The organism is Streptococcus pseudoporcinus LQ 940-04 (genome assembly GCF_000188035.1).
Classification (GTDB): Bacteria; Bacillota; Bacilli; order Lactobacillales; family Streptococcaceae; genus Streptococcus; species Streptococcus pseudoporcinus.
Window position 1 is genome coordinate 227,293 of the sequence record NZ_AEUY02000005.1, and the last position, 24,168, is coordinate 251,460.

Sequence of the window (24,168 nt, forward strand, 5' to 3'; positions counted from 1 at the left end):
ATTTACTCCTCACCTTCATTTGTCACAATTTCTTGTTTTGTGTAGTAGAATTTTTTCTCAGCGTAATAACCAAATATAAACTGATAATCCAAAGGTTTTTCCATGGATTCTGTTTCCAACAAAGGCGTTAGAAGTTGCATAATTTCTTCTTTTTCTTTGTTTAGTTTACTCCAAGGGCCTCTGCTATTAAGTTTCAAGGTTTCTTCATAAGGTTTAATTTTATTTTCTAATAACATCATGAGTTTAGTTGGCTGTCCAGTATAAGCCGTCCAATAACGCTCAGCGTTGGTAATACGCCCACTATCGCTATTATCTAACTTATACCGTAAAGTTTCAATCAACTCAAATATGGCTAATAATCGTCCAAAGAGATAAGAACGATTTTGATTGGTATGGTCTAGCATTGGTGACAATTCCTCCCCATTTTGTTTGTGTAAAATACCGAGACTAACTTGCTGTACTTGGTACCAATGTTTAGAGTATTTTTGACGTTGTTTAATATTTTCTTCAAGTTTTTTAACAATTGAAGATGGTAGCGGTTTGCCATCAATTAAGTTAGTGAGTAATTTTTGAAATTGTTCACTCTTAAAATGATCATTATCTAGTTCTATAAAACGCTCACGATCAACACCATAAGCCGCTAGAATGATCTGCATTAAACTCGGTGTATAATCATTGTAAGTGCCATCCTTACGACGCCGCTCCCAAGAATAGCAGGCTTGCCACTGTTCCAAATTTTTTAGCAATTGAGAGGCCTGCAATTGTCTAAAATATTTCAAGGCAATACGACCGTCATTGGTTTTGTTTAGAATAGCAGCATAATAACTTGAAGCATCACTAAATTTTTTTACTCCTCGAATAAAGGAATTACTAATGTCGTTATCCTTTTGAGAAACTGTAAATTCCGTTTTATTATTTGCATCATCTTCATAATTAAAGAGACTAGTAACCGGATTAGTAACTGTTAACTGGCTCTCATTGATTAAATCATCACTAAACCAGTTAATTAAATGTTGTCCACTACCAAGCCAAGTATGGGTATTCTCATTTTCCAAAAAATATTTAGCCATCAGATGGATTTTCTCTGACGTTTGATTTCCCACACTGAAAACATCATTACGCTCCTTAAAACGTCCTTTATAGGCCTCGTTATTATTACTGACAGAAATCAATTTAGCATTTCCAATCAAACCTCGATGCTTAGTTGCCAACACTTCTTTTCGACCGCTAATATTACATAAAATTAAATTCTCTTGATGAGATTCTATATAGTCAATATATGCCTGATGGAGTTCTGTAAAGTTTGTGACTGAAATAGTTTTATAGCCAATAAAATCAACTATTGAAAATTCCAAGAAACACGCCGACAAATCCATTGTTTTAGACTTTTTAGCTTCTAAGTCATAAGTCAATACCAATCCATTACGTTGATAAGGCTCACTCATCAAAGAGTTAATGATTTTCTCTGAAAAATCTTCTTGTAAAATAGCATGTTGAATAAGTTTTAGATAATCCTTAACTTGCCCATCTTCACAAGCAGTTACCCAATTGTCCAACTGCTTATGATAGGTATTATACTGGTCTTGATTGACTTTTGAAACGAAGTAGGAGAACTTATCAACAAGTGGATGGGGAGTAGGATTTTTTCCTGCCCGTGCTACAGAATCTGAGGTAATAGGAAAGACAATAACTTCCTTATCACCTAAAAAGTCAGCTGATAGCAATTGCCCATAACAATCAAGCTTTACTGTAATAACATTTTTACCGTTAGACTTTAAACTGGTATGATAAATTGGTAATAAAACCGGGCCACTTTTTGCAGGATTATCGACATAATCTTCTTTCTCTGCACCTTCATAAGCTTTTAATAATGATGTAAAAAAGTCCATCAGTTCCCACCTTTCTCACTTTCCTCATCTGCTTGATAAATTGCAAATTCTTCATCTGCTGATTTAATCTGATTTGGAGCTTTAAAGGCATAACTAGATAAAGTATTCATAATCTCGCAGTCCTTTTGTTCTTTAAAACGAATACAACCATTTTCCATAACTATATGCGCAAAGTAAGACTTTAAAGACTCAGATTTATCTTTTGGATATTTGAATGAATGAAACATCATACCAAAATCAATAGTTTGACCAGCATAAGCAACTTCTGCTTGCTCATAGTCTTCCTGACAAATATCGTCAACTAGCCCTAGACATTCTCTTGTCCCCAAAAAAATATCTCTGCGCCCTCCTTTTCGGATAGAACGCTCCATAATGGCCTCATGCTTATTTGGAAGTCGATCATACAATAAATCCGGTCTATCTTCATTCCAAATAAAATGAAATTTCACAAGGTATTCAACATCACTAAGATAGGAAACATAACTCAAATCTGATCTGTAATTCGCTAATAATGCCCTAACACCGTGTAATTCAGTCTGAATTTGGTTACAAACTTTGACTTCAGTCACCACATTGGTAATAGTTGGCTTAAAATAAATAGCATCCACAATTCCTTGAAGAGCTTGACGAGTGGGAACTGAGTAAGAACTACGTTCCCCTCCCCCCTTAGTTGCCGGATTGGTAAAAAGAGCTAGATTTCCTCTTAACCTAAAGTAAAAATTTCGAGATCGAAACACTAATTTACTCCTTTCTATCAGTTAGGATACTATTGCATACTATATTTCTTAATCCTAAAAAGGCCCTCTTTTTTAGGATTATTTTTTCTCAGAGACCACTTTTACCAGACTAACCAAAGCAAGTAAAATTGCTGGCAACTGAATGATAATAGTTTCTATAAAATGAAAATAAGCTGATACAATGAATATCCCATTTATGCTGTTAACAACTTTATTGTAATCGTTTTCTTTTTATTTGTCAATCCTTATTTAACTTTCTATTTAAAACTAACTAGAATTTATACTTATACCTTGAATTTTATCATGTATATATGATAGAATTCAAGATATAGTGTGGAACCATCAATGTGACTTGAAATTTCGTCCCATTTTTACAACTTATTTTCCTCAATCTACGCACCCTTCACAAGTGCGTAGATTGAGACTGGGTAGTCAAATTGGTGCACGTGTCGCACTCCTCACGAGTGCGTGGATTGAAATTAGTTTGTTTTTTATAGAAAGTAGATTTTTTACTCTAAAAAATGAGTAAGGCATCTGCTTCTTTTTTTATGCCCATTTTATCATCATAGAATTTCTGAGGTAGAATCCAAATTTGCCCACCTAAGTAAGATTTAGCTTGTTTTAAAAATGATGAGTCTTCTCTGGCGTTGACAGTGTAAAGTTGTAAGTTTTTCATCCTTTCTTTAATGTAAGTGTAGTCTTCAAAATTGGGATAAGGATGATCTGTTAAAAATGTCTCAAAGTCTTCTAGCATTGCTATTGAATTACCATAGGGAACAAAAACACCAATACTTTCATCCTTGATTAAATCAATCTTCTGACCGGCTGTTTTGAAGGCTTGACGAAGCATTCCTTTTAATTGAAAGCCTGCATAATGATTATAACTCAAAAAATCATAAGCCGTTTGATTATCCCCTAATGGATAATCCATATCTTTGGTGTTGTTTTCATAATAGCGCTTGAAGAACTCGTCATTCAAAACTGAAACATCAATGGGAGACGATTGGCGACAGAGGATATCTTCAGTTACGGACTTTTTCTTCTTAATCTCGGTTAGTCTAGAAATATTCTCGTCCTCATTACTTATATTAACCAGTATCACTTGACCTAAATCACGTTTTCCTTCACGATTACAACGACCGCTTGCTTGAACGATAGAATCTAAACCGGCGTATGATCTTATAACTCGAGCGAAGTCAACATCTACTCCTGCTTCAATTAACTGTGTACTGACACAGATTAGTGGTATATCTTCTTTGAGTAGCTTCTTGATTTCTGAAATAGTATCTAGACGATGTTGTGGACACATATTGGTAGATAATTGGTAAAGGGGGCGGTTTGTTTGTTCACTTAATAATTGATGCAGTTGATAGACAGAAGGCTTGGTATTTAATATCACCAGGACAGATTCTTCTTGTTCTAAAACAAATTCTGCTACCTCTGACAAAGTTACTTTACTGTTGTCTTCCTTTAGCTTTTTAAGCTCTGTCCGTTCAAAGATAACCCTCTCTTCTTCCATTAAAGAAACAATGTCTGCCTGCTCTGTTACTTCCCCTCCATAAACCAGCTGATGGACCAAACTATCATAATCGTAAGCCGGTTGAGTTGCCGTACATAATATAATCGTGGTATTCATAACTCGACTCATAAAATTCATGGTTAAATTAAAGAGACTTGTCACCTCTATAGGCAGAGACTGAACTTCATCTAGAACCATAACACTGTTAGCAAGATTCGAAAACCGTCTGATATTGGCCGATTTGATTTTAAATAACGTTTGAAAAAATTGCACCATTGTCGTTAAAACGACAGGACTATCCCAACTATCTAGCAAATACTCTTGCATAACTTCATCGTATGTTTCTTCATTAAAGTCTTGAAACTCTTTCTCTCTGACAACATTTGAATGGTGCTCCAAGACACCATCCTCGCCTATAATAGCTTTGATATCTTTGGCATTCTGCTCTAAAACAGATAGAAAGGCGGTAACATAATAAAACCGTTTTCTATCTTGACAAGCCATCTGTTGAACCGCATAGCGAAGACTTGCTTTGGTTTTCCCAGCACCGGTTGGCAAATTCAGACGATAAATACCTGCAGTATCTTTCTGACCTCGTTCTTTGACTCTCTCAGCAATCATTGTCCTGACTTGATTTAAGTCGTTATTTGCTTTTTCAAACTTTCGATAAAGATCCTCAACTGATTGAAGATAGTTATCACGACGTTCTTGATTTTTTTCCTCGTTAGAAGGTATAATAACTTCTTCATAGGCGTTAACAGTATCTAAAATATCAGCATTTTTCAAAAATGACAAATAGAGACGGACAAAAGCACCTATATAAAAGTCCCTTTCTGTGTCATCTTTACATGGCAATTTATCTAAAGCATTTTTAAAATTAGCATAGGATTTAACAATCAAATCCTCTAAATGTTCATAACCATACACTGACAATTTTAACTCTAAATTAGCTGCAAAAGGCTGAATCGTTTTATCAAATTCTACCTTTTCTAAGAACTTTGTCAGTCTCTCCATCAGACGATTAAACTGCGAGCGGTTAGCCTCTTTATCATATAAATCATACATCCCATGATGAGATGAGATAACATATCCTACAACTTCTGAGAAAAGTTGACAACTTTTTTTAGGAATACCTTTGGGGATTAAATACTGTTGAATTTTCAATAAAAGATAATAAGCTCCCGCCGATGAGTGATCTACATGGTGATTAGGATGATTCAAAAGTTTATCTTGAAAATCTGGATGGGCCTTACCTAAATCATGAAACAAACCCAACAAAAAAAGAACATCATTTTGCTTAATTGCACTTGATCGTCTACTAGCATCAACTGCAACATTAAATAGGTGTTCTTCTAAAGGCTGCTTTCTCCCCGTATTTGCATCATAATGTCCCATAATCATAATACTACCTCCTGAATTCTATAAGTACAAATAGTCTCACATGGATACTTTCAATTTAAATCCTTAAAGTTATTATATTATAATTAATCGTTTTTGTAATTGCTTTACTATATCAGGGTTAGGGTGAATTTGGTATACTAAAGTGAACCCATGACCAAGGGAAAACGAGAAAAATCATCAAACCAAGAAAAGTATTGGATAAGTCGTTCAAACGATATGTTATCAAACCCATTCTTATAAAGAAAAGAACTCAAGTAAAAAAAGAATGCCATCTGTATAAAATAAGAAAGCATCCATTTATTCCACCCAGCCCATAAACATGTATCCTTTTTCTTGATAAGTCTATCATTTACTTAAAATAATAGGGTTGACATTTTGGAATTAATACAATAAAACATTACCTTTTTTATCTATCAGTAATCATAACCACCCGTCAAACGGGTGGTTTGGTCCAGGGCTATAAGCCCAGACAACTAGCCAGCGTCTAAAGGCGCTGGCTTTCACTTTGTTCAAGCCTCATTGCTCTTGACTCGTAACTTACCTCTCAAAGAGGCCTTTGTATGACTTGTCACTATCCCTGTCATATTCTTTTACACTTAATTTATCTAGGATGATATTATGTTTCTCCTAGACTTGTATCTATTTCTTTATTGTAGCTTCATTTAATCCAACCTTACTAACATAATAACCTTCTGCCCAAAAGTGTCGATTACCAAATTTGTATTTCAGATTGGCGTGTTTGTCGAACATCATAAGTGCACTCTTACCTTTTAAATAGCCTATAAAACTTGAAACACTTATTCTGGGGGGAATGCTTACTAACATGTGTACGTAATCTGGCATCAGATGTCCTTCTATTATTTCCACTCCTTTATAGCTACATAATCTTTGAAAAATTTCTCCCAAACTGCCTCGATATTAATTATAGATTACTTTTCGTCTATACTTAGGGGTGAACACAATGTGATATTTACACATCCACTTTGTGTGTGATAAACTATGTGCCTTTTGCGCCATATTTTTACTCCTTTCGCTTTACAATTGGCCTGAACACCTATATTGTATCGCCTTAGGAGTTTTTTTAGGTATAACCTTTGATGCGCCATAGCGGGTGGTTCTTATTTCACACCTTCGGAGTGAAACGGGCTAAAAGCCACATAATACACAAAAAACACGGTCAAAACCGTGTTTTTAAATACCTATTCTGTACTTTCCTAAAATCACACTGAGACAGGACCGTACCAATGGTAGGGCCCGCCGAGCTAAGCCTATATTCCAAGATTTTTATTTAACCAACTTTTTCATTTCAGTAATTCGCTCTTCCGTCGCGTCGAATTTAGCTTGATAATCGGCTTGTTTGTCGCGTTCTTTTTGAACAACGTCTGGTTTAGCATTGGCGACGAAGCGTTCATTGCTGAGTTTTTTGCCGACCATGTCTAGTTCTTTTTGCCATTTAGCAAGCTCTTTATCAAGGCGAGCTAATTCTTCGTCCACGTTGAGTAGGTCTGCAAGTGGCAAGTAGATTTCTGCGCCTGTGATGATTGAGGTCATAGCCATTTCTGGGACTTGCAAATCAGCTGAAATCTCTAATTTTTCAGGGTTTGTAAAACGTCGGATGTAGTTTTCGTTGGTTTTGAAAAAGCCCTCTAGCTCTTTGTCTGACGTTTTAATCAAGATGGTGATAACCTTGCTTGGTGCGACATTCACCTCTGCACGCGCATTGCGGACAGCTCGGATTAGGTCTTTTAAGCTCTCAACCCCACGGTGGGCAGTCTCATTTTCAAAAGCAGCATCAGCAACAGGATATACAGCTGTTACAATTGAGCCATCTGCATATTGAGCATAGATTTCTTCCGTCACAAAAGGCATGATTGGGTGGAGAAGACGCAAAATTTTGTCCAAAGTATAAAGGAGGACTGAACGCGTCATGACTTTTTCCTCTTCATTGTTGGAATAAAGTACCTCTTTAGTGAGCTCAACATACCAGTTAGCAAACTCTTCCCAAATGAAGTTGTACAAGATGTGGCCTGCAACACCAAACTCGAACTTGTCAAAGTTCTCCGTAACTTTGACGATAGTCTCATTAAGGTTGTGAAGAATCCATCTATCGGTCACATTTCCAGCTTCTGAGGCAGCTACTTTAGCCACATTGCTTTCTGCTTCTGCTAAAGTCAAACCTTCATTGTTCATAAGAATATAACGGGAAATGTTCCAAATCTTATTAATAAAGTTCCAAGCAGCGTCCATTTTTTCGTAAGAGAAACGAACGTCTTGTCCTGGGGCAGAGCCGTTTGAAAGGAACCAACGAAGGGCATCTGCCCCATATTTTTCAACCACATCCATTGGATCAATCCCATTGCCCAATGATTTAGACATTTTACGGCCTTCTTCGTCACGAATTAAACCGTGAATCAGTACATTTTGGAATGGGCGTTCATTGGTAAATTCCAATGATTGGAAAATCATTCGAGATACCCAGAAGAAAATAATGTCATAACCTGTTACAAGTGTTGATGTTGGGAAATAACGTTTAAAGTCTTCTGCTTCTGTATCAGGCCAGCCCATAGTTGAAAATGGCCATAAAGCAGATGAGAACCAGGTATCAAGGACATCTTCGTCCTGTTTCCAACCGTCACCTTCTGGTGCCTCTTCGCCAACGTAGATATCGCCTTCAGCGTTGTACCAAGCTGGGATTTGATGTCCCCACCATAATTGGCGAGAGATAACCCAGTCATGGACATTTTCCATCCAGCTCATGAAAGTATCGTTGAAACGTGGTGGGTAGAAATCCACACGGTTTTCAGTATCTTGGTTTGCCATGGCTTGTTTAGCGAGTTCGTCCATTTTAACGAACCACTGTGTTGATAAGCGTGGTTCAACGACTGCGCCAGAACGTTCTGAATGGCCTACAGAGTGAACACGTTCTTCAATGTTAACAAGAGCACCAAGTTCTTTTAACTTAGCAACTGTTGCTTTACGGGCTTCAAAACGATCCATACCAGCAAATTCACCCGCTAGCTCGTTCATTGTCCCATCGTCATTCATGACATTAACTTGAGGTAAGTTATGGCGTTGACCTACTAAGAAGTCGTTAGGATCATGGGCAGGTGTGATTTTAACCACTCCAGTACCAAACTCAGGATCAGCATGCTCATCGGCCACGATAGGGATAAGCTTATTCACGATTGGTAAAACAACATTTTCACCGATTAAGTCCTTATAACGAGGATCTTCCGGATTAACAGCAACAGCCACGTCACCAAACATGGTTTCTGGTCGAGTAGTTGCCACTTGTAAGCCGCGCGAGCCATCTTCCAACATATAGGTCATATGATAAAAGGCACCTTCCACATCTTTATGGATAACTTCAATGTCGGACAAGGCTGTGCGGGCAGCCGGATCCCAGTTGATGATGAACTCACCACGGTAAATCCAGCCTTTTTTGTAAAGATCGACGAAAACCTTGCGTACCGCTTTAGAGAGACCTTCATCTAGAGTGAAGCGCTCACGTGAATAATCCACGGAGATACCCATCTTACCCCATTGCTCTTTAATAGTAGCTGCATATTCGTCTTTCCATTCCCAGACTTTTTCTAAGAATTTTTCACGGCCAAGGTCATAACGGGTGATGCCTTGTTCACGCAGGCGCTCTTCAACCTTTGCCTGAGTAGCAATCCCCGCATGGTCCATACCAGGAAGCCAAAGGGTATCAAAACCTTGCATCCGTTTTTGACGAATAATAATATCTTGAAGGGTTGTATCCCAAGCATGACCAAGGTGGAGTTTACCAGTTACGTTTGGTGGTGGGATAACGATAGAGTAAGGTTTGGCTTTTTTGTCACCTGAAGGTTTGAAGACCTCTTGGTCTAACCATTTTTGGTAGCGACCCGCTTCTACTTCGGTTGGGTTATATTTTGGTGATAGTTCTTTTGACATAATTGTCCTTTCTTAATGCTTAATATAATTTTTTGATTCCATCTAAGATAAATCATTTAGAAAATAAGAATCATTTCTCTTTCTCTATTTGCTTCATAACTGCCACTATTTCTTTTGCTACTTCTTTAGCACTTTTGTGAGTATTATTAATTTTACAGTAATGATGCATTTTTTCCGGTGCCTCTTTACTGTTAAAAGTGACATACCCCATGGTGCTGAGGATATCTTTTTCCGACCAGGCAATATCTCTTTTCAAGGGTTTGTGTTTGAGGCGGTTTTCCGTTTTATTGCGGACAAGTCGCTCTTCCAAACTCGTTTCTAATTCTACAAAAAGGACTTCTTGGTCATTGCCTTCAAAAGTGCTTTGAAGAGCATCTAAGAATGCCACTTCATTGGGGTCACCGAAATCAATAACAATGGTAAAAATCATTGGTCGTCCTATTTTTGCAAAAGTCTCAAAAAAATCAAAACGAATCTTAGTAATCAAATCCGTAGCGTCCTTGGACCAAGGCATAAACCTGAGGACAAAGTCGATGGTTTCATGATTATGAAAAAGGGTCATCTCAGTCAGTTTGGCGACCTCTTGGCCAATGGTCATTTTGCCGGAAGCTTGCGCTCCTATAAAGATTAGGTTCATAAGTACCTAGCCTCCCACTCATTTTTTAATAATCCCTAGCGTAGACCGTCGCAACGCTGATTTTGGGCGTCTTTTCTGTCACCTACTCTTGCTTCTAGGGTGAAGCCCAATTTAGTAGCGACAGCCTGACTTCGCTTGTTAGAGCTGTAGCAGGCCAATTCAATTTTATGCAGGTCTAAGACAGTGAAACCATATTCAATAAAAGCCCCAGCAGCTTCAGGCACAATTCCCTGTTCTCAATAGTCTGGGTGCAAGAGGTAGCCTATTTCAAAAACGTCGTCTGCATGGCGATGATTAAAATCAACAGAGGCGATGACCTTATCTTGTCCTTTCAAAGTAATCCCATAGCCAGACGACAGCTTTTCTTTTTTGAGGTTTTCTGGGTAAATGGTGTCCAAATAATGGATCTCGTCCTCACTACTTGTGACGGGTGGAAAACCAGCGGGATATGAGACCTCTGCCGGCTTTGCAAAGGCAAAGATAGCTTCCGAATTTGACAGGCAAGGCTCCCGAAGAATTAGCCGCTCAGTTTCGATTACTGGTAGTTGGTTATTTCCCATTTCTCCTAGGATTCTTATCATTGGCAAACCTCGAACTTTCTGGGTATCTGCTTTGATGACCTTGACTGAACTGTCACTAGCTACAATGTAGGGCGAAAGAGCTACAGTATCGACAGGGCTAACTCTGATAGCTACCTAACCACTGATCGTCTCTCTAGATCGGTCACTGGTAGTAGAACCAATTAAAAAGTAGGATTTTTAAAGCAAGTATATCAGTGTTCAAGCATCATTTTCTACTAGACAAAAAGCCCCATCTAGTACAATGCTAGACAGGGACGAATTAATGTATCCGCGGTACCACCCAAATTCAAATATCCTGAGATATTTACAACTTTGTTATTCATAAGGATTAGCCTCAGCAACACCATTTGACATCTGTGCGGATTTCTCAACACCACCGCTTTCTGTAACAGATAAACTCGTCAGGACTCTGATTACATTTATTCTAACAGATTAACTCCTATAAGGCAATCCTAGATCTTCATTTCTAAGGCTAAAAACGCGTTAAAGGATTAATAGCTTCGTTTGCCAAATAAGTCATCGGGCATATCGTGGAAACCTTTGCCATTATGATAATTAGCAAATTTCCCTAAAAGAAATTGATAGGCGTCCAATTTACTTTCATACCGGATAAAGGCATCTCTAGCACGCTCATCGCCATCTTCTTGGGCAACCTGTTGACTGGTTGCCATTGCTACTTGGTTAACCTGAATTTGTGTTTGGACCCAAGCCTCAAAATCTTTGATAAATTCTTTTTCGAAAGACATATAACCTGACTACTTCCTAAATTGATAAGTCAATTATACCATAAGTAGCTAGCTAGCGCCATTTCCCCCTATTTTAACCTTAAATCTAAAAAAGACTTACTTTTACGGTTCTAGTGTTCCAAATAAGAAGCTATGAAACATTTTCTGCTTCTTTTTATCAAAAAAGATAGGAAGCTATGTTATAATGGATACATTACATAGGAAGCTATGAAAGGATCATGATGGAAAAAGATCATATTGGTATTTTAATAAAAAAAAATAGTCAAACCTTTGATAAGGCGGCTGGACATATCTTAGCCCCGCATAGTTTAACTCCCAGTCAGTTTAAAATTCTAAAGTATGTTATTTTAAAGCCAGAAGCCAGTGTCCGACAAATTGATATTGAAGCCTATTTTTGTATGTCCAATCCAACTGTCACAGGAATTTTACAAAATCTCGAAAAAAAAGAATTGATTTATCGCCAAGCACACCCCAAGGATAAACGCTCTAAAATCATTAGGCTAACTGATAAAGCAAAAAATGCTAGAGGCTTTATTTTAGAAACTAGCGACCAAATTGAGGCCAATTTTACCGAAAAACTCACAGATGCTGAAAAAAATACCTTACGCCGACTACTCTTAAAATTGCTTAACAGCAAAGATATTATGAAATAAAAGGAGGATTCATGCAAGCCAATCATTTTCAAACTAAACCTATTCCTAAACTGCTGTTCACTATGGCAATGCCGGCTATTTTAGCTAATTTAGTCAATTCTCTCTACAATATTGTAGACCAAATTTTCATAGGGCACAGCGTGGGCTACCTTGGTAACGCTGCTACAAGTATTGCTTTCCCTCTAACCATTGTCTGCTTAGCTTTTGGACTGACCTTTGGACTTGGGGGCGCTTCAAACTTCAACCTCTCTTTAGGACGAGGAAAAATTGATCGTGCAAGTAAGGTTGTAGGAAATGCTATTTCCTTATCACTTCTTGTAGGGATAGCACTTGGAGTAGTCATTATTATTTTCTTGAAGCCTTTACTTCTAATTTTTGGTGCTACGGAGGCCACAATGGTCTATGCTCAAGACTACACCTCTATCTCTGCCTTTGGAATTCCATTTTTATTATTTACTATGAGCGTCAATCCCTTAGTTAGAGCAGATGGTAGCCCTAATTATTCTATGATGGCTATTATCTTTGGAGCAGTCTTAAATACTATTTTGGTTCCCATCTTTATCTTTTCTTTTGGTTGGGGGATAAAAGGTGCTGCTACAGCTACTTTGATTAGTCAAATTTTATCAGCCATCTATATGGCACTCTATTTCCGTAAATTTAAATCAGTGAAGCTCGTCACAAATGATTTTAAAATTGACAAAGAGATTGTCAAAGCTATTTTATCAGTCGGCTCTTCCTCATTTATTTTTCAATTCTCTACCTTACTTATCCAAATCGTTACCAATAATATGCTTCGGAGATATGGAGCTGATTCCGTTTATGGCAGTGATATTGTTATTGCAATAGCAGGGATTGTCATGAAAATCAACTCCTTGTTTATTGCGGTGATTATTGGACTCGTCCAAGGGGCACAGCCTATTATAGGCTATAACTACGGAGCTAGAAATTTAAAACGAGTAAAAGAGACAACTAAGCTACTGCTTAAAACTGCTACTATTATCTCCATTATTGCTTTTTTAAGCTTTGAAATCTTCACTAAACCCTTCCTTGAAATCTTCGGAACAGGTTCCAAGCTTTATTTTCAATTTGGAATACAATATGTTCGGGTTTTTCTTTTCTTTGTTTTTATAAATGGTATCCAAATTGCCTCTACAACTTTCTTCCAAGCCATAGGGAAGGCAAGAATAGGTGCTTTTCTATCATTAATGAAGCAAGTTATCTTCCTATTACCCCTTCTTATTATTCTCCCACATTACATGGGTGTCGAAGGTGTCATGTACGCTGGCCCAATCTCCGATTTAATTGCTTTTCTCTCAGCCTTCTATTTTCTCAGAAGAGAATTTAAGCGCATGCCTCAGGAGCTTAGAGGCGAAAGATTATAAAGATTAGAAAAAAAAACTCTGTCTATACCTCCTTATTAGATTTCTTGGTCGAAAACTCGCAAATCACATAGAGGGTTCCTTTTTTATTTTCTAACTCCAGCCTTTCACCAATCTTCAAGATGTGAAGCAGGCCAAAATTAATGATATCGTTGCGAAGTTGCTGAGAATTTCCATTTGGGGCGTCACCAACTCCCCAGTGAATTGTCAGTAAATCAGCTTTTGGATAGGTATTGGTTTCCTTGCGAGCTCCCTCTCTCTAACTAGTGAAAAACAATTCCAAATGGGGCTATTTGAAGAGATTTTTCTCAAAAAATAGTCTTGCACCAAAACTTATTTTATAGTATCATAGATAGAGTAGCCGCTATAGTTAAATGGTATAATAAAGCAATGGTAATGCTTCGTTCCGAGTTCGATTCTCGGTGGTGGCATCAATAACACTAAAGAAACCTTATTGTAATAGGGTTTCTTTTATTTTTGTTCTTATGTTGGTCTTGATAATCTTTTTAAAAACCACCTTTATCATTAAGACTTTTTAAAAGCTGGTCATTTGCTTCTATTAATTGTTTAATGCCTTTATGTCCCATTAATTTTGAAACCGGCCAAATATCTACACCTTTTGTTAATAGATAACTTCCATAGGTATGTCAAGCACCAGTCGATGTCATTTTTGTATCAATTTGCAAAGCATTTAATTGAGCCATCACCCTCCTATTAGAGATCATACTAAATCTCCCTTATTGCCACTAATGAACTTCTTTTTTCCCAGTGATGGCAAAAAAGAATGGAAAGTCTTGATAATAAGGCTTTCCATTCTTTTTGTAAACTTATGCGCGCTGAAACAATTAATGATTCTTTTTATCCTTAACATTTACAATTGCTAAGTACCGTCCATACCTGATTCATTCTTTCAAGATAATGTTTATGACAACAAAGATGAGTCAAAGAGAATCAATATCTGTTAAATTGCTTCCATTAAGATTAAGCTACCATTCCGTCAAGCTAATCTTAAGCATCAGTTTAAAATATCATCTACAACAATTTGAAGATCACTTCTAGCGTCTCTTTCTCTCATGCCCTTCTTCACATCTAAAACAAAGTCAGTGATGACAGCATCTACATCACTTTTCACAAATTTACTTATTGAATCAGAGCTATTTATTGTCCATACAACCACTTTCTTACCTGCTTCATGAGCCTTTAGAATATTAAGCGTTGTCGCCTCTCCTTCTTCCATAATGAGAATGTCAGCATTTATATCACTAATTTCACCGAGAGAAAAATAATAGAGATAGCCAGTAGTTATTTCAGGATACTTCTTTTCTATATAGTTTATCAGATTTAAATCCAAAGATAATAAAGCTGTGCTTTTTTCCAACTTTTTAGCCTTAATCAGTTTCACTATATCATCCGCCATTTTTTTATCTGCGGTATCCCCTTTTAGTTCAAGATAAAAACCAATTTTTCCCTGTCCTGCTTTCAGAAACTGCTCCAGTGTAGCTACTGGTTGGGCCGGCCTCTCTTGGTCAAAAAAATCCTTTACTTTAAGTGATTTTATTTCTTCTAATGTCATTTCATCTGAAGCCTTATCAATTCCTGTCAATCTCTTAAATGTAGGATCGTGATTGATAACATAATAACCATCTTTAGTTCTTTGAATATCTATTTCAGTCCAAGTTGCTCCCGCTTTGATAGCTTTTCTCATACCAGCTATCGTATTTTCAGCGGCTAAATTTCCCCCACCCCTGTGAGCAACGAGGGCTATTTTATGATTACCCTTTGCGATTTCATCGAAAAAAAGGCCATAGACAACACTGATTGAAGCATTGATCATAAAGACACTTGCAAGAATGAGAAACACGCCTAGCTTCTTAGCTTTTCCTTTTTTTGTTTGCTTATTTTCTTTTGGGTATCCTTTAATCTTATAAACCTTATTCTTTAAAGGATAGCCATCCCTTTCGTTATACCTATAAAAAAGGTCTGTAACCGAATAAATAATGATAGGAACTGCCAATAACCCTAAAATAGAAATAATCTCAGCAATAGTCAATAAGACAAACATGGCCAATCCCGGACCAATCTTAAGTTTTTCCAAGATTAAAATAAGGCCTAAAATAAGAAAACAATAAAGGACCGAAATCCCTATGACTTTAAGACCTATTTTTACTAAAAAGTCTTTTATAAAGGCTTTCCAATGTCCTTTCATCAAGCTTGCAGACTTTTTTAGAGCCTCTTTAATAGATTCTCCTTCTAATAAACAGTAGTGAAAGAAGAAAAAATATCTTAAGGTAATAAGAGTAAGAACTAAAAGGAGAGTACCGTAAGCGATTAAGTAGACGGGGTTATTGTAAATAACATCCGTAATAAAATTAGGAATTTTAAAATTGCTCATAGGCGAGATAGTAACCCCTATACCTATTAGAGGAATAATAATAGCCACATAAATCAAAATTAACAGACCTTGCGGCTTTAAAAAATTTTTGACTGATTTCAAACTAATGCCTAACATCTCTATAAGAGGAAGATTAGGATTACCCTTTCTCGCTAAAGCACTGATAATAATAAAAGCATTAATATCAAAGGCAACTAAAATAACCAAAAGTACAAGAACTAAAATAAAAATGCCAGCTCCCTGTAAACTTAGAAAGGTTGGTAAAAAATCACCACTTGAGAGACTAGATTTTCCACTTGAGGTTAGAAGTAGCTGTAAAATCCCTTTAGCTATTGGAAAAATCGCTAAAAACAATATGCCCTTAGTTACTATTTGAAATTTTATTAACGACCAAAAGAATCTAAAATAAAACGAAAAAGCTTCTTTCTTAAATATCATGAATTACCACCTATTCAACATTTTAACCTTTTATATAATAATAGTATATCATTCTTTTAATACTTTTATAAAGTAAGCTTAAAAAAGATCTTTTTTATGATCAAACAATCTCTAGTGATCAGATGCATGTGACTGATTCACTGTCAACTCTCGTTTAGAAATTTGTAAATACCTAATAAAGATATATATGGAAAGTCTCCAAAGCCTTGTGACTCTGGAGACTTTCTGTATTAACATGCTACCTATACCTTCTTAGCTCATGACGCACAGGGGTTACATAACGTTTTCCTTTTAGGTTTCCCACTGAATGAGCTTTCTATAAAATATGCGTAACCTCGATCTACACCATAGACTTTCCCTAACTCAAATAAACTTCTGAGACCTGCTCGGCCTTTGACTTCCTTGAAAATCTGGTGGTATAAGCTAAAACAAGTATACCTCTTCTATGTCCGTTTTTGTTGGAAAACAAGATCAAAATTTCAAATTTCTTTAAACCGCTGTTGATAAACAATGACTATTTCAATAGTCTAACTAATCTTGTGTTTCTGCACTGTAGATAGTTCGGCCATTTTCTGTAGAGACCTTAACAGGAATACCAGGAATATCAAGAGAAGCTGATTTGACAGTCATTTTCCCATTTTTGACTTCATATTTTCCAGTTAAAGGTATCCTAATGTATTGTTTTACCTGATTATAGCCACTGAGAATAGTTACATTTTTAATTTCTATAACTTTATTATTCACATTAAACCTGTTAGTATATCCTGACATAACGGGCATATTTTTATAGCTAAACATCTGTTCAGCAATAAAACTTTTTGAACCTTTAGAAACATCCAAATGGAGGAAGGGAATAGTTTTATCTTTGCTAGCTGCGATAATATCCTTCAATTTAACTTTAATATTTTTATTAGTCTTTTCAATTTTTTTGGTGATTCTTTTCTCAATTTTTTCGTCTGGTCTGTCAGGGACGGCAGTAACATCTTCCAATAACACTTCGTCTATCCCTTTGTTTTTAGAATAGAAATTATCTTTCCACTTTGGATCCTTATCATCTAGAATAAGGGCAGCAACATATCCAATTTCATAGCTTTCCCGATCTGCACCTATGAAAATCTTATCTTTTTGAATAAGCTTCCCTGCTTCGTTACGAGAATCTGCTTTAGATAAATTCTTACCAATAAAACTACCTAGGCTTTCTGTATATTTTGCAGTTCCTTCAGCAATATCTGTTATTCTTATACTATCAGCTTCCTTCTTAAATTCAGCATGGTACTTCTCTAGCCAATATTTAGCTTTTGCTAGGTAATCTTTTTGTTTCTCAGGATTTTCGAAGGCTTGTATTAAACGGTTATAGAGCATACTTCTGACAACCCTTGGTTCGATTTCAATAGGATATAACTGGTTTCTACCTGCATTGTTTGATAGTTTGATACCCCCTTGATAATAGAAATGAACCATTTCATGTGTTGCTGTTTTATATAATTCTTGAACGGAATCCTTAGCCTCCATCACTCTATCATCCACACTCATGGCGATAGACTGCTTATCCTGAAACTTTACGCTAATATAGCCCTCTGGGGTCGGAGCAGGAATTTGTTCATATTCCTCTTTTTTGAGTTTTCTATTCTCCTTGACATTTAACAATCGCGCTTCTTTTACATTTCCTTCTTTGTTAAGGTAAAAGATTAAAAAATTATGTTTCTTATAATTATAAGTAGGCCACACCTTATCCATAGACGGCCAATTTAGTTTAACTAATTCACTAACCTGATCTACATAGGTACTAAAATTTTGTTTTTTAGCTACTTGTTGCTCTGTTTTTGTACCCGTTCCTTTGTTTTTAGAAACCTCTGTACAGGCTGTCAATACAGCACCTGTTAGTAATAGAGCTGTCAATGAGAGATAAATTGATTTTTTCCTAGGCTTCATTCCTATTTTCCCACTTTCTAATTTCCAATATTAAACCTATTCATTAGGAATTTTAGTTATTTTAAAACGTCACAATATTACAAGAGTCTCAATCTCTAACTATTCCTAATGCCATAAATTTTTTCTTTTATTTTATTATATTAATTATTCTCATTTTTTTCAAACCATAACATAATAATAACTCCAAAAATAGTAAATTATTTTCGTCATACCAACAAGCAGTTTTTTATTGTCGAGTTCAACAAAAAAAGATTGAAGGAAATGGTCCAAATTGGACTTTTCCTTCAATCTGAGGCTGTACTAAGCTTCTTTTTATTTATGATTAAGATGACGTTTTATAGCCACAAAAACAATAGGTAGAACAGATATAACGATAATAGCTAACATAATCATTTCAAAATGAGATTGAACGAATGGGATACTACCAAAGAAAAAGCCTGCTAAAATCCCGATAAGTACCCATGACAGCCCTCCAATACAGTTATAGATTACGAATTGCTTCTGATCCATGCGACCAATTCCTGAGATAAAGGGAATAAAGGTGCGCACAATAGGAACAAAACGGCCTAATGAAATCGCCAGACTGCCATATTTAGCAAAAAATTGTTCCGTTTCAACAATATGGGTGTCCTTGATAAATTTCCCCAAAAAGGGTACTTTACGTAAGGATAAACCATATTTTTTCCCAAGGCTATAGTTAACATAATCCCCAATTATCGCCGCACTAGCCAGCAACATAATAAAAGGGACAGGATTGTAACCACTCTTAGCAATAGAAGCCCCTGTCATAAATAAAAGGGAGTCCCCAGGTAAAAAAGGAAAAAAGACTAAACCTGTCTCAATAAAAATAATCACAAAAATGATGGCAAAAGCGTAGAGACCATAATTGGTCAAAATAGTATTAATAAAATCAGTAAACATGGCTTTCCTTTTTATCTGTAAAATTTTTCTCTATGTCATAGCATAGCAAAAAAACCAACCTATTACCAGAAAAGTTTTCTAAAAATAACTTGAATTAAGCTTTCCTTAAGCTTTGCTGACAGAATTAGCCCCCAACCAGCAAGAAAAAGGTATGTCGCAGACAATAAGTAAGAACTGGTACTAGGGTCATAGTAGCTAAGTATGACTTGTTACCACTACTTTCCTACCCAATCACAGAAGAAGATAAACGATAAAGCAAAACCACTCCTATTTCTAGTATCGCAAACAGAATTAACCAGAATAAACATCCCTAAGTCTCATCATTGATTCGCACATCTTCTTCATAATAAGTTCCTTCAACTCCCCTTATTCTTTATCACTCTTTAATTCCTTAAATTATAGCTACTTGATAGAAGCATAAAGACAATTAACCCAATTTATGTAAATAGGGGAACAAACAAGAGATGTCATCAGGCAAAAACAGCAAGCTTAGACTTGCTGTTGGACGGATTAGGAGTCTTTTTTAGTTATTTTCCTCCATTAAAAAGAAGGTCCTTAATGTGTTCTACCGGCATTTCTTCCCCTGTGAATAATTTAAAAGCTTCGGCTCCTTGGTAAAGCATCATGCCCAAACCGTTAATAACTTTTTTAGCGCCATGTTCTTTGGCAAACTTCAATAATTTTGTTTCAGCTGGGCTATAAACCACATCAAAGACAACTAAGTCAGGACGGATAACTTCTGGATCAACTATTAAACTAAGATTTTCAAGCGGTTTCATGCCAACAGCTGTTGCATCAATGTAAATTGACGATTCAGCAATTGACTTTTTGAAAGCCTCATCATCTGCCAAATCAGTCACTGTAGCTTTGGTATGTGTTCTGCTATTAAGTTTTTCTACAGTCTTTTCCGCATTAGTGTAGGCAGCATCTTTAGGATTAAAAATCCGAACCTCTTTAGCACCATCTAAGCCGAGTTGAACAGCAATGGCAGTCCCTGCGCCACCGGCTCCTGCTAACGTAATGATTTGACCTTTAATATCCACGCCCTCTTCTGCCAATGCACGAACTGCCCCTGTGCCATCTGTGATATGGCCTATCAAGTGGCCTTTACCATCTTTGTTAACTACCGTATTAACTGCTCCTACAAGTTCTGCAGCTGGAGAAATCTCATCAAGGTAAGGAATAATGGCTTGTTTATTTGGCATTGAAACATTCGAACCACGGATTCCTAAAGCCCGAATCCCTTGAACCGCATCTGCTAATTCCTCATTACCAACCTCAAAAGCAAGATAGGCATAATCTAAACCCAATTTAGCAAATGCCTCATTATGCATTTTAGGGGATAAACTATGGCGTATGGGTGTTGCCATTAAAGAAATAAGTAAGGTGTGACCTGATAAACGTTCTGACATCGTAGTACCTCTCTTTTTAATGAATACTAATAAGGTTCGTTTCTGATAAGAAAACTTTTTTATAACGATAAGCAACAATTAATAGCACAATACTTCCTAACACTGCTAATGCTGCTACTAAATAAAATACTAAGGCAATTCTTTTCTCTGCAAGAATACCGGTTATATAGGGAGAGCCCATTACAGATACCGATGTAGCTAAGGAATAGTAACTAGTTACAAGTCCCCTTCTTTGAGGGAAAAAATCTAACAAGGTTGCTAGTCCTAATTGCCATATGCCACCAGCTGCAAAGAATCCAATACAAAATGTTGCAAAAACGAGGCTATAGATATTTGGCATCACTAACATTCCTATAATTGCAAGTGCCGATATGCTAGTACAGAAAATCATAAATGGTATCACATGAACACCATGCTTAATGATAACAGATGTCACAAAAACAGAAACAAAGGAAAAAATACTGTATAGACTGACAAACATGAGACTATCTGTTTTGGCTATTCCCACAACGCTCTCCGCAAAACTAGGAATCCAAATAATAAAAATATTAAATAAGGAGACAGAAACCAGAGAAAAAATTAATAAACAACTGCCTTCAATCGCAAAGTTAGGGCGCCTCCATGAGAGCTTCCTTTCTGTTGACAATTCGTTTTCTACATTAACCTCATTCACCTGATTCTTTTGGGTTTTAGGAAATGGCAACGTTAAGATAAAAAAAGCATTGATGGCTAAAAATAATGCAGAAGCTATAAATGACCACCCAAAATAGAAATGGTTACGCAGTAAAAAACTAGTGATAAGGGGTAATAAAAACTGACCCATTGAGATAAAAGCTTTATTCAATACACTCAATGCACTATTACTAGCATACTCCTCAAATGCTTCCACAACTACAGGATAGGTCGCTGTATCTAAAAAAGAATTACCTATCCCAGCAAAGATAGCAAAAACAAATGCAATCATATAGTTATCAGCAAAGACTAAACCGAGATAAAAAATAATATAGGCTAAAACTCCTAGAAGCACCGCATTGCGGCGACCTAGGGCATCCGAAATTAAACCGGCAATCGTAACACTTAAAACACGACCTAAACCGATAGCACTAATAACTAAGGTTATTTGACTAAGGGAAGCCTGCCATTTACCTTCCAATATAGTCATGTTCTGTGAAATAAGAATTGTGGCAATTCCTTGAAAAATATAGTTGATATAAAGTGCTCCCATGGTTGGCACATACTTATTTTTCATTAAATGGTACTCCTTGTGTTTTTCATTTTTAAAATAATTTTCCCTCCTTTAGCTACTGACTCTCCATCTTTGTTGACTTAGAAAAAATTGAGACTCCAAAAATATGATGATAACGGTTGCCAGCTAGCACCATGAGAGCTGCTGACGCGAAGCCACAAATTGATACAAATAACATAATCAAATCTGAACGGTTTACCGTAATTAATCTGGAAGCTAGCGTTGGAACAATAAAAGAACCAAGAGCCATTACAAAATAATAAATACTTGTATTACGGCCTTTGTTTTTATCAAAAAATTGGTTTAAAACTGCATTACCCATTTGCAAGAGCCCCCCAGCGGCAAAGAAACCTATAAGGATTCCAGCTAAACTTAAGGTAGCAGCAGTTGGAATAAGGTAAACCAAAAGACCTGCAAGACCTGCAAAAATCGGACTAATAACTAATAAAGCAATGTCACGAATACCTCGGCCCATCAGGAAAGCAAAGACAATTGTCGCCAGTAAACTACCAAATTGATAATAGGAAGTGACAGTGGCAGCGCCCGTTTCTGACATATGAATAACATGCTGAGCATACAATTTAGAAGCTTGTTGAAACAAGTAAAAAGTTGAGTAAATGGTAAAGGCAAAAGCAGATAGGATAAGACCGTCTATGGCAAAATTTGCCGATTGTTTACCTGGAGTCACTTTAGCACTTGTAACGAGGTGATCTATACCTTGTTGAGTTTCTAATATCTTGATTGCTTCGCTAGCAGAAACATTTTTTTCGTTACGGATGTCACCATCAGGAAATCTTGCTAATAGAACCCCTATTAAAACAAGGATACTAAGAATAAAAGGGACAATAATGCCAATCTCAATTGCCAGCTGGTGACTAACTAAATAAGCTACAAATAGTGGGTAAAGCATTGAAGAAATCGAAATGAAGGCCTTACTAAAAATGGAAGCTGTCGCCTTATTTTGGGGGTACATTTCAAATAAGGCTGGATTAATAGCATCATCATAAAGGGAGGTCATTGCGCCACCGATAAAGGCAAGAATATTAGCTACCCAAAGCTGTGTTGCTACTAACAATGAACCAAACATCATCACATAACCACATAGGCCTAAAACGATTAATGGCTTACGACCTATCTTATCCGAAAGAGCCCCAGCAAAAGCTAAGAAGGTTATTTTTCCTAAACCAGTCCAAGCAATAACCGCAAAAACTGCGGCAGCTTCTACTTGCCATTTAGTTGCAAAAAAAAGAGCATTTTGTGAAATGATAATAGCTTGAATGCCATGACAAAAATAGGTCATCCAAAGCAAAAATGCAGTAAAATTGTAGTTGTTGTTTTTAAACATAAGTTCCTCTTTTCAAAGATAATCCTATGAATCTCCTAGTTTTTATTAGCTATTTATCTCCTAATTCTCCCAAGCTTTGGCAATAACCAAGCCATCTTTTTTGATAATCCTGTTCCTCTAAGATATGCTCTGCTAAATCAGCTATGCTAATGATTCCTCTCTTACTCGCTTCTTCATAACACTTCTGATAAAAAGGCCACTGATCTTCCTCATCATATTGAACTGGAACCTGCTTTATTCCCAGTCGAAAAGCTATAAAAGCTCGGCTATGTCCATCCAAAATAAGATCAACTCCATTTATCTTCCGGATAATGATTGGGTCCATACTTCTACTTGTCTCCTCGTTCAACCAAACCTCAATCGCTGCTAACTTACTAGCCGACAGGTAAAATTGGCTCGGTTTTAAATGGTTAATCTTTTTTTCCATCCTTTAGTACCTCATGAATTGATCTAGGAGGTTTTTGCCCTCGTGTGTGATGACCGAGAGCTTTCTCCATCCAAGTGACATCAAACCACTGATCAAACTTGTAACCTACCTTGTGGAATGTCCCAACAAGCTGATAGCCCAACTTTTGATGAAACATATGACTAGCTAATGGAAGGTAAGAACTTGGAATCTTACTTGTGGCGATACAGGCATTACAATTGATAATGCCCATTGCTGCCAAGTATCTCTCCAAAGCCTGATAGAGGCATCGACCAATCCCCTTACCACGAGAATGTTGGTCAACGTAAATACTGACTTCGCAGGACCAAGCATAAGCTGCGCGAGTGTTGAGATGACTAGCATAAGCATAGGCCAATAGTCGGCCTTCTTCTTCATATACTAGATAGGGATAGAAGGCTTGGATATGCTGCATTCTCTGCTGAAATTGACCTACTGTCGGACTGACATGGTCAAACGTAATAGCTGCTTTTTCAACATATGGTTGATAGATTGCCACTAATTGCTTGGCATCTGAGGGGTGTGCAAAACGAATCATAGCCCGACTCCATCTTTTCTA

16 protein-coding genes, 1 tRNA gene and 2 pseudogenes are annotated in these 24,168 nt (G+C 36.7%); 3 read left to right on the forward strand and 16 right to left on the reverse strand.

Going from position 1 to position 24,168, the window contains the following annotated elements; translation table 11 throughout:
• Positions 1-2: 2 nt before the first annotated feature.
• From cas8c to STRPS_RS02530, 8 genes and pseudogenes are all read right to left on the reverse strand, one after another.
• The gene (gene cas8c, locus STRPS_RS02495; RefSeq protein WP_007892671.1) at positions 3-1,889 is read right to left on the reverse strand and encodes a type I-C CRISPR-associated protein Cas8c/Csd1; all 1,887 of its coding nucleotides are present in this window, start codon (positions 1,887-1,889) and stop codon (positions 3-5) included.
• Positions 1,889-2,626, reverse strand: a complete 738-nt coding sequence (gene cas5c, locus STRPS_RS02500; RefSeq protein ID WP_007892704.1) for a type I-C CRISPR-associated protein Cas5c — start codon at positions 2,624-2,626, stop codon at positions 1,889-1,891. Before cas5c ends, cas8c begins: the two co-directional genes overlap by 1 nt.
• A 514-nt stretch (positions 2,627-3,140) precedes the next feature.
• Positions 3,141-5,546 (reverse strand): CRISPR-associated helicase/endonuclease Cas3, encoded by a 2,406-nt coding sequence (locus STRPS_RS02505; RefSeq protein ID WP_007892651.1) that lies wholly within the window; start codon positions 5,544-5,546, stop codon positions 3,141-3,143.
• 537 nt (positions 5,547-6,083) lie between these two features.
• Positions 6,084-6,563, reverse strand: a pseudogene (gene tnpA / locus STRPS_RS02510) (IS200/IS605 family transposase).
• A 267-nt stretch (positions 6,564-6,830) separates the two neighbouring features.
• Complete coding sequence (locus STRPS_RS02515) at positions 6,831-9,482, reverse strand: valine--tRNA ligase (RefSeq protein ID WP_007892684.1); 2,652 nt, start codon at positions 9,480-9,482, stop codon at positions 6,831-6,833.
• Positions 9,483-9,552: 70 nt separating this feature from the next.
• Positions 9,553-10,119, reverse strand: a complete 567-nt coding sequence (locus STRPS_RS02520; protein WP_007892688.1) for a hypothetical protein — start codon at positions 10,117-10,119, stop codon at positions 9,553-9,555.
• Positions 10,120-10,154: 35 nt separating this feature from the next.
• Positions 10,155-10,700 (reverse strand): annotated as a pseudogene (locus STRPS_RS02525) (GNAT family N-acetyltransferase).
• Between the two features lie 491 nt (positions 10,701-11,191).
• Entirely contained in the window at positions 11,192-11,446 is a 255-nt protein-coding gene (locus tag STRPS_RS02530; protein WP_007892674.1) for a DUF1912 family protein, read from the reverse strand.
• A 221-nt stretch (positions 11,447-11,667) separates the two neighbouring features.
• Here STRPS_RS02530 and STRPS_RS02535 point away from each other — a divergent pair, with 221 nt between their 5' ends.
• From STRPS_RS02535 to STRPS_RS02545, 3 genes are all read left to right on the forward strand, one after another.
• Complete coding sequence (locus tag STRPS_RS02535; RefSeq protein ID WP_176602244.1) at positions 11,668-12,099, forward strand: MarR family winged helix-turn-helix transcriptional regulator; 432 nt, start codon at positions 11,668-11,670, stop codon at positions 12,097-12,099.
• 11 nt (positions 12,100-12,110) lie between these two features.
• Positions 12,111-13,481: an MATE family efflux transporter gene (locus STRPS_RS02540; RefSeq protein ID WP_007892690.1), complete on the forward strand. Its 1,371-nt coding sequence runs from the start codon at positions 12,111-12,113 to the stop codon at positions 13,479-13,481.
• Between the two features lie 357 nt (positions 13,482-13,838).
• A tRNA-Thr gene (locus tag STRPS_RS02545) sits at positions 13,839-13,909 on the forward strand.
• A 584-nt stretch (positions 13,910-14,493) separates the two neighbouring features.
• Here the strand turns inward: STRPS_RS02545 and STRPS_RS02550 are convergent.
• From STRPS_RS02550 to STRPS_RS02585, 8 genes are all read right to left on the reverse strand, one after another.
• Complete coding sequence (locus STRPS_RS02550) at positions 14,494-16,308, reverse strand: glycerophosphoryl diester phosphodiesterase membrane domain-containing protein (RefSeq protein WP_007896498.1); 1,815 nt, start codon at positions 16,306-16,308, stop codon at positions 14,494-14,496.
• A gap of 531 nt (positions 16,309-16,839) precedes the next feature.
• Positions 16,840-18,240, reverse strand: a complete 1,401-nt coding sequence (locus tag STRPS_RS02555; RefSeq protein ID WP_007892702.1) for a hypothetical protein — start codon at positions 18,238-18,240, stop codon at positions 16,840-16,842.
• A 312-nt stretch (positions 18,241-18,552) separates the two neighbouring features.
• Positions 18,553-19,161, reverse strand: a complete 609-nt coding sequence (locus STRPS_RS02560) for a VTT domain-containing protein (RefSeq protein WP_007892668.1) — start codon at positions 19,159-19,161, stop codon at positions 18,553-18,555.
• Between the two features lie 527 nt (positions 19,162-19,688).
• Complete coding sequence (locus STRPS_RS02565; protein WP_007892696.1) at positions 19,689-20,573, reverse strand: shikimate dehydrogenase; 885 nt, start codon at positions 20,571-20,573, stop codon at positions 19,689-19,691.
• 16 nt (positions 20,574-20,589) lie between these two features.
• Positions 20,590-21,822 (reverse strand): MFS transporter, encoded by a 1,233-nt coding sequence (locus STRPS_RS02570; protein ID WP_007892663.1) that lies wholly within the window; start codon positions 21,820-21,822, stop codon positions 20,590-20,592.
• Between the two features lie 52 nt (positions 21,823-21,874).
• Positions 21,875-23,164, reverse strand: a complete 1,290-nt coding sequence (locus tag STRPS_RS02575) for an MFS transporter (RefSeq protein WP_007892672.1) — start codon at positions 23,162-23,164, stop codon at positions 21,875-21,877.
• Positions 23,165-23,213: 49 nt separating this feature from the next.
• Positions 23,214-23,591, reverse strand: coding sequence for a hypothetical protein (locus STRPS_RS02580; RefSeq protein ID WP_007892641.1), 378 nt, complete (start codon positions 23,589-23,591; stop codon positions 23,214-23,216).
• Positions 23,575-24,147 (reverse strand): GNAT family N-acetyltransferase, encoded by a 573-nt coding sequence (locus STRPS_RS02585; protein ID WP_007892666.1) that lies wholly within the window; start codon positions 24,145-24,147, stop codon positions 23,575-23,577. The genes STRPS_RS02580 and STRPS_RS02585 overlap by 17 nt, the downstream gene beginning before the upstream one ends.
• Positions 24,148-24,168 lie beyond the last annotated feature (21 nt).

Excerpts from the sequence above, each read along its gene's own strand:
- cas8c (WP_007892671.1), bottom strand. The coding sequence starts at position 1,889 with ATGGACTTTTTTACATCATTATTAAAAGCTTATGAAGGTGCAGAGAAA.
- STRPS_RS02505 (WP_007892651.1), bottom strand. The coding sequence starts at position 5,546 with ATGATTATGGGACATTATGATGCAAATACGGGGAGAAAGCAGCCTTTA.
- STRPS_RS02515 (WP_007892684.1), bottom strand. The coding sequence starts at position 9,482 with ATGTCAAAAGAACTATCACCAAAATATAACCCAACCGAAGTAGAAGCG.
- STRPS_RS02520 (WP_007892688.1), bottom strand. The coding sequence starts at position 10,119 with ATGAACCTAATCTTTATAGGAGCGCAAGCTTCCGGCAAAATGACCATT.
- STRPS_RS02530 (WP_007892674.1), bottom strand. The coding sequence starts at position 11,446 with ATGTCTTTCGAAAAAGAATTTATCAAAGATTTTGAGGCTTGGGTCCAA.
- STRPS_RS02535 (WP_176602244.1), top strand. The coding sequence starts at position 11,668 with ATGGAAAAAGATCATATTGGTATTTTAATAAAAAAAAATAGTCAAACC.
- STRPS_RS02540 (WP_007892690.1), top strand. The coding sequence starts at position 12,111 with ATGCAAGCCAATCATTTTCAAACTAAACCTATTCCTAAACTGCTGTTC.
- STRPS_RS02550 (WP_007896498.1), bottom strand. The coding sequence starts at position 16,308 with ATGATATTTAAGAAAGAAGCTTTTTCGTTTTATTTTAGATTCTTTTGG.
- STRPS_RS02555 (WP_007892702.1), bottom strand. The coding sequence starts at position 18,240 with ATGAAGCCTAGGAAAAAATCAATTTATCTCTCATTGACAGCTCTATTA.
- STRPS_RS02560 (WP_007892668.1), bottom strand. The coding sequence starts at position 19,161 with ATGTTTACTGATTTTATTAATACTATTTTGACCAATTATGGTCTCTAC.
- STRPS_RS02565 (WP_007892696.1), bottom strand. The coding sequence starts at position 20,573 with ATGTCAGAACGTTTATCAGGTCACACCTTACTTATTTCTTTAATGGCA.
- STRPS_RS02570 (WP_007892663.1), bottom strand. The coding sequence starts at position 21,822 with ATGAAAAATAAGTATGTGCCAACCATGGGAGCACTTTATATCAACTAT.
- STRPS_RS02575 (WP_007892672.1), bottom strand. The coding sequence starts at position 23,164 with ATGTTTAAAAACAACAACTACAATTTTACTGCATTTTTGCTTTGGATG.
- STRPS_RS02580 (WP_007892641.1), bottom strand. The coding sequence starts at position 23,591 with ATGGAAAAAAAGATTAACCATTTAAAACCGAGCCAATTTTACCTGTCG.
- STRPS_RS02585 (WP_007892666.1), bottom strand. The coding sequence starts at position 24,147 with ATGATTCGTTTTGCACACCCCTCAGATGCCAAGCAATTAGTGGCAATC.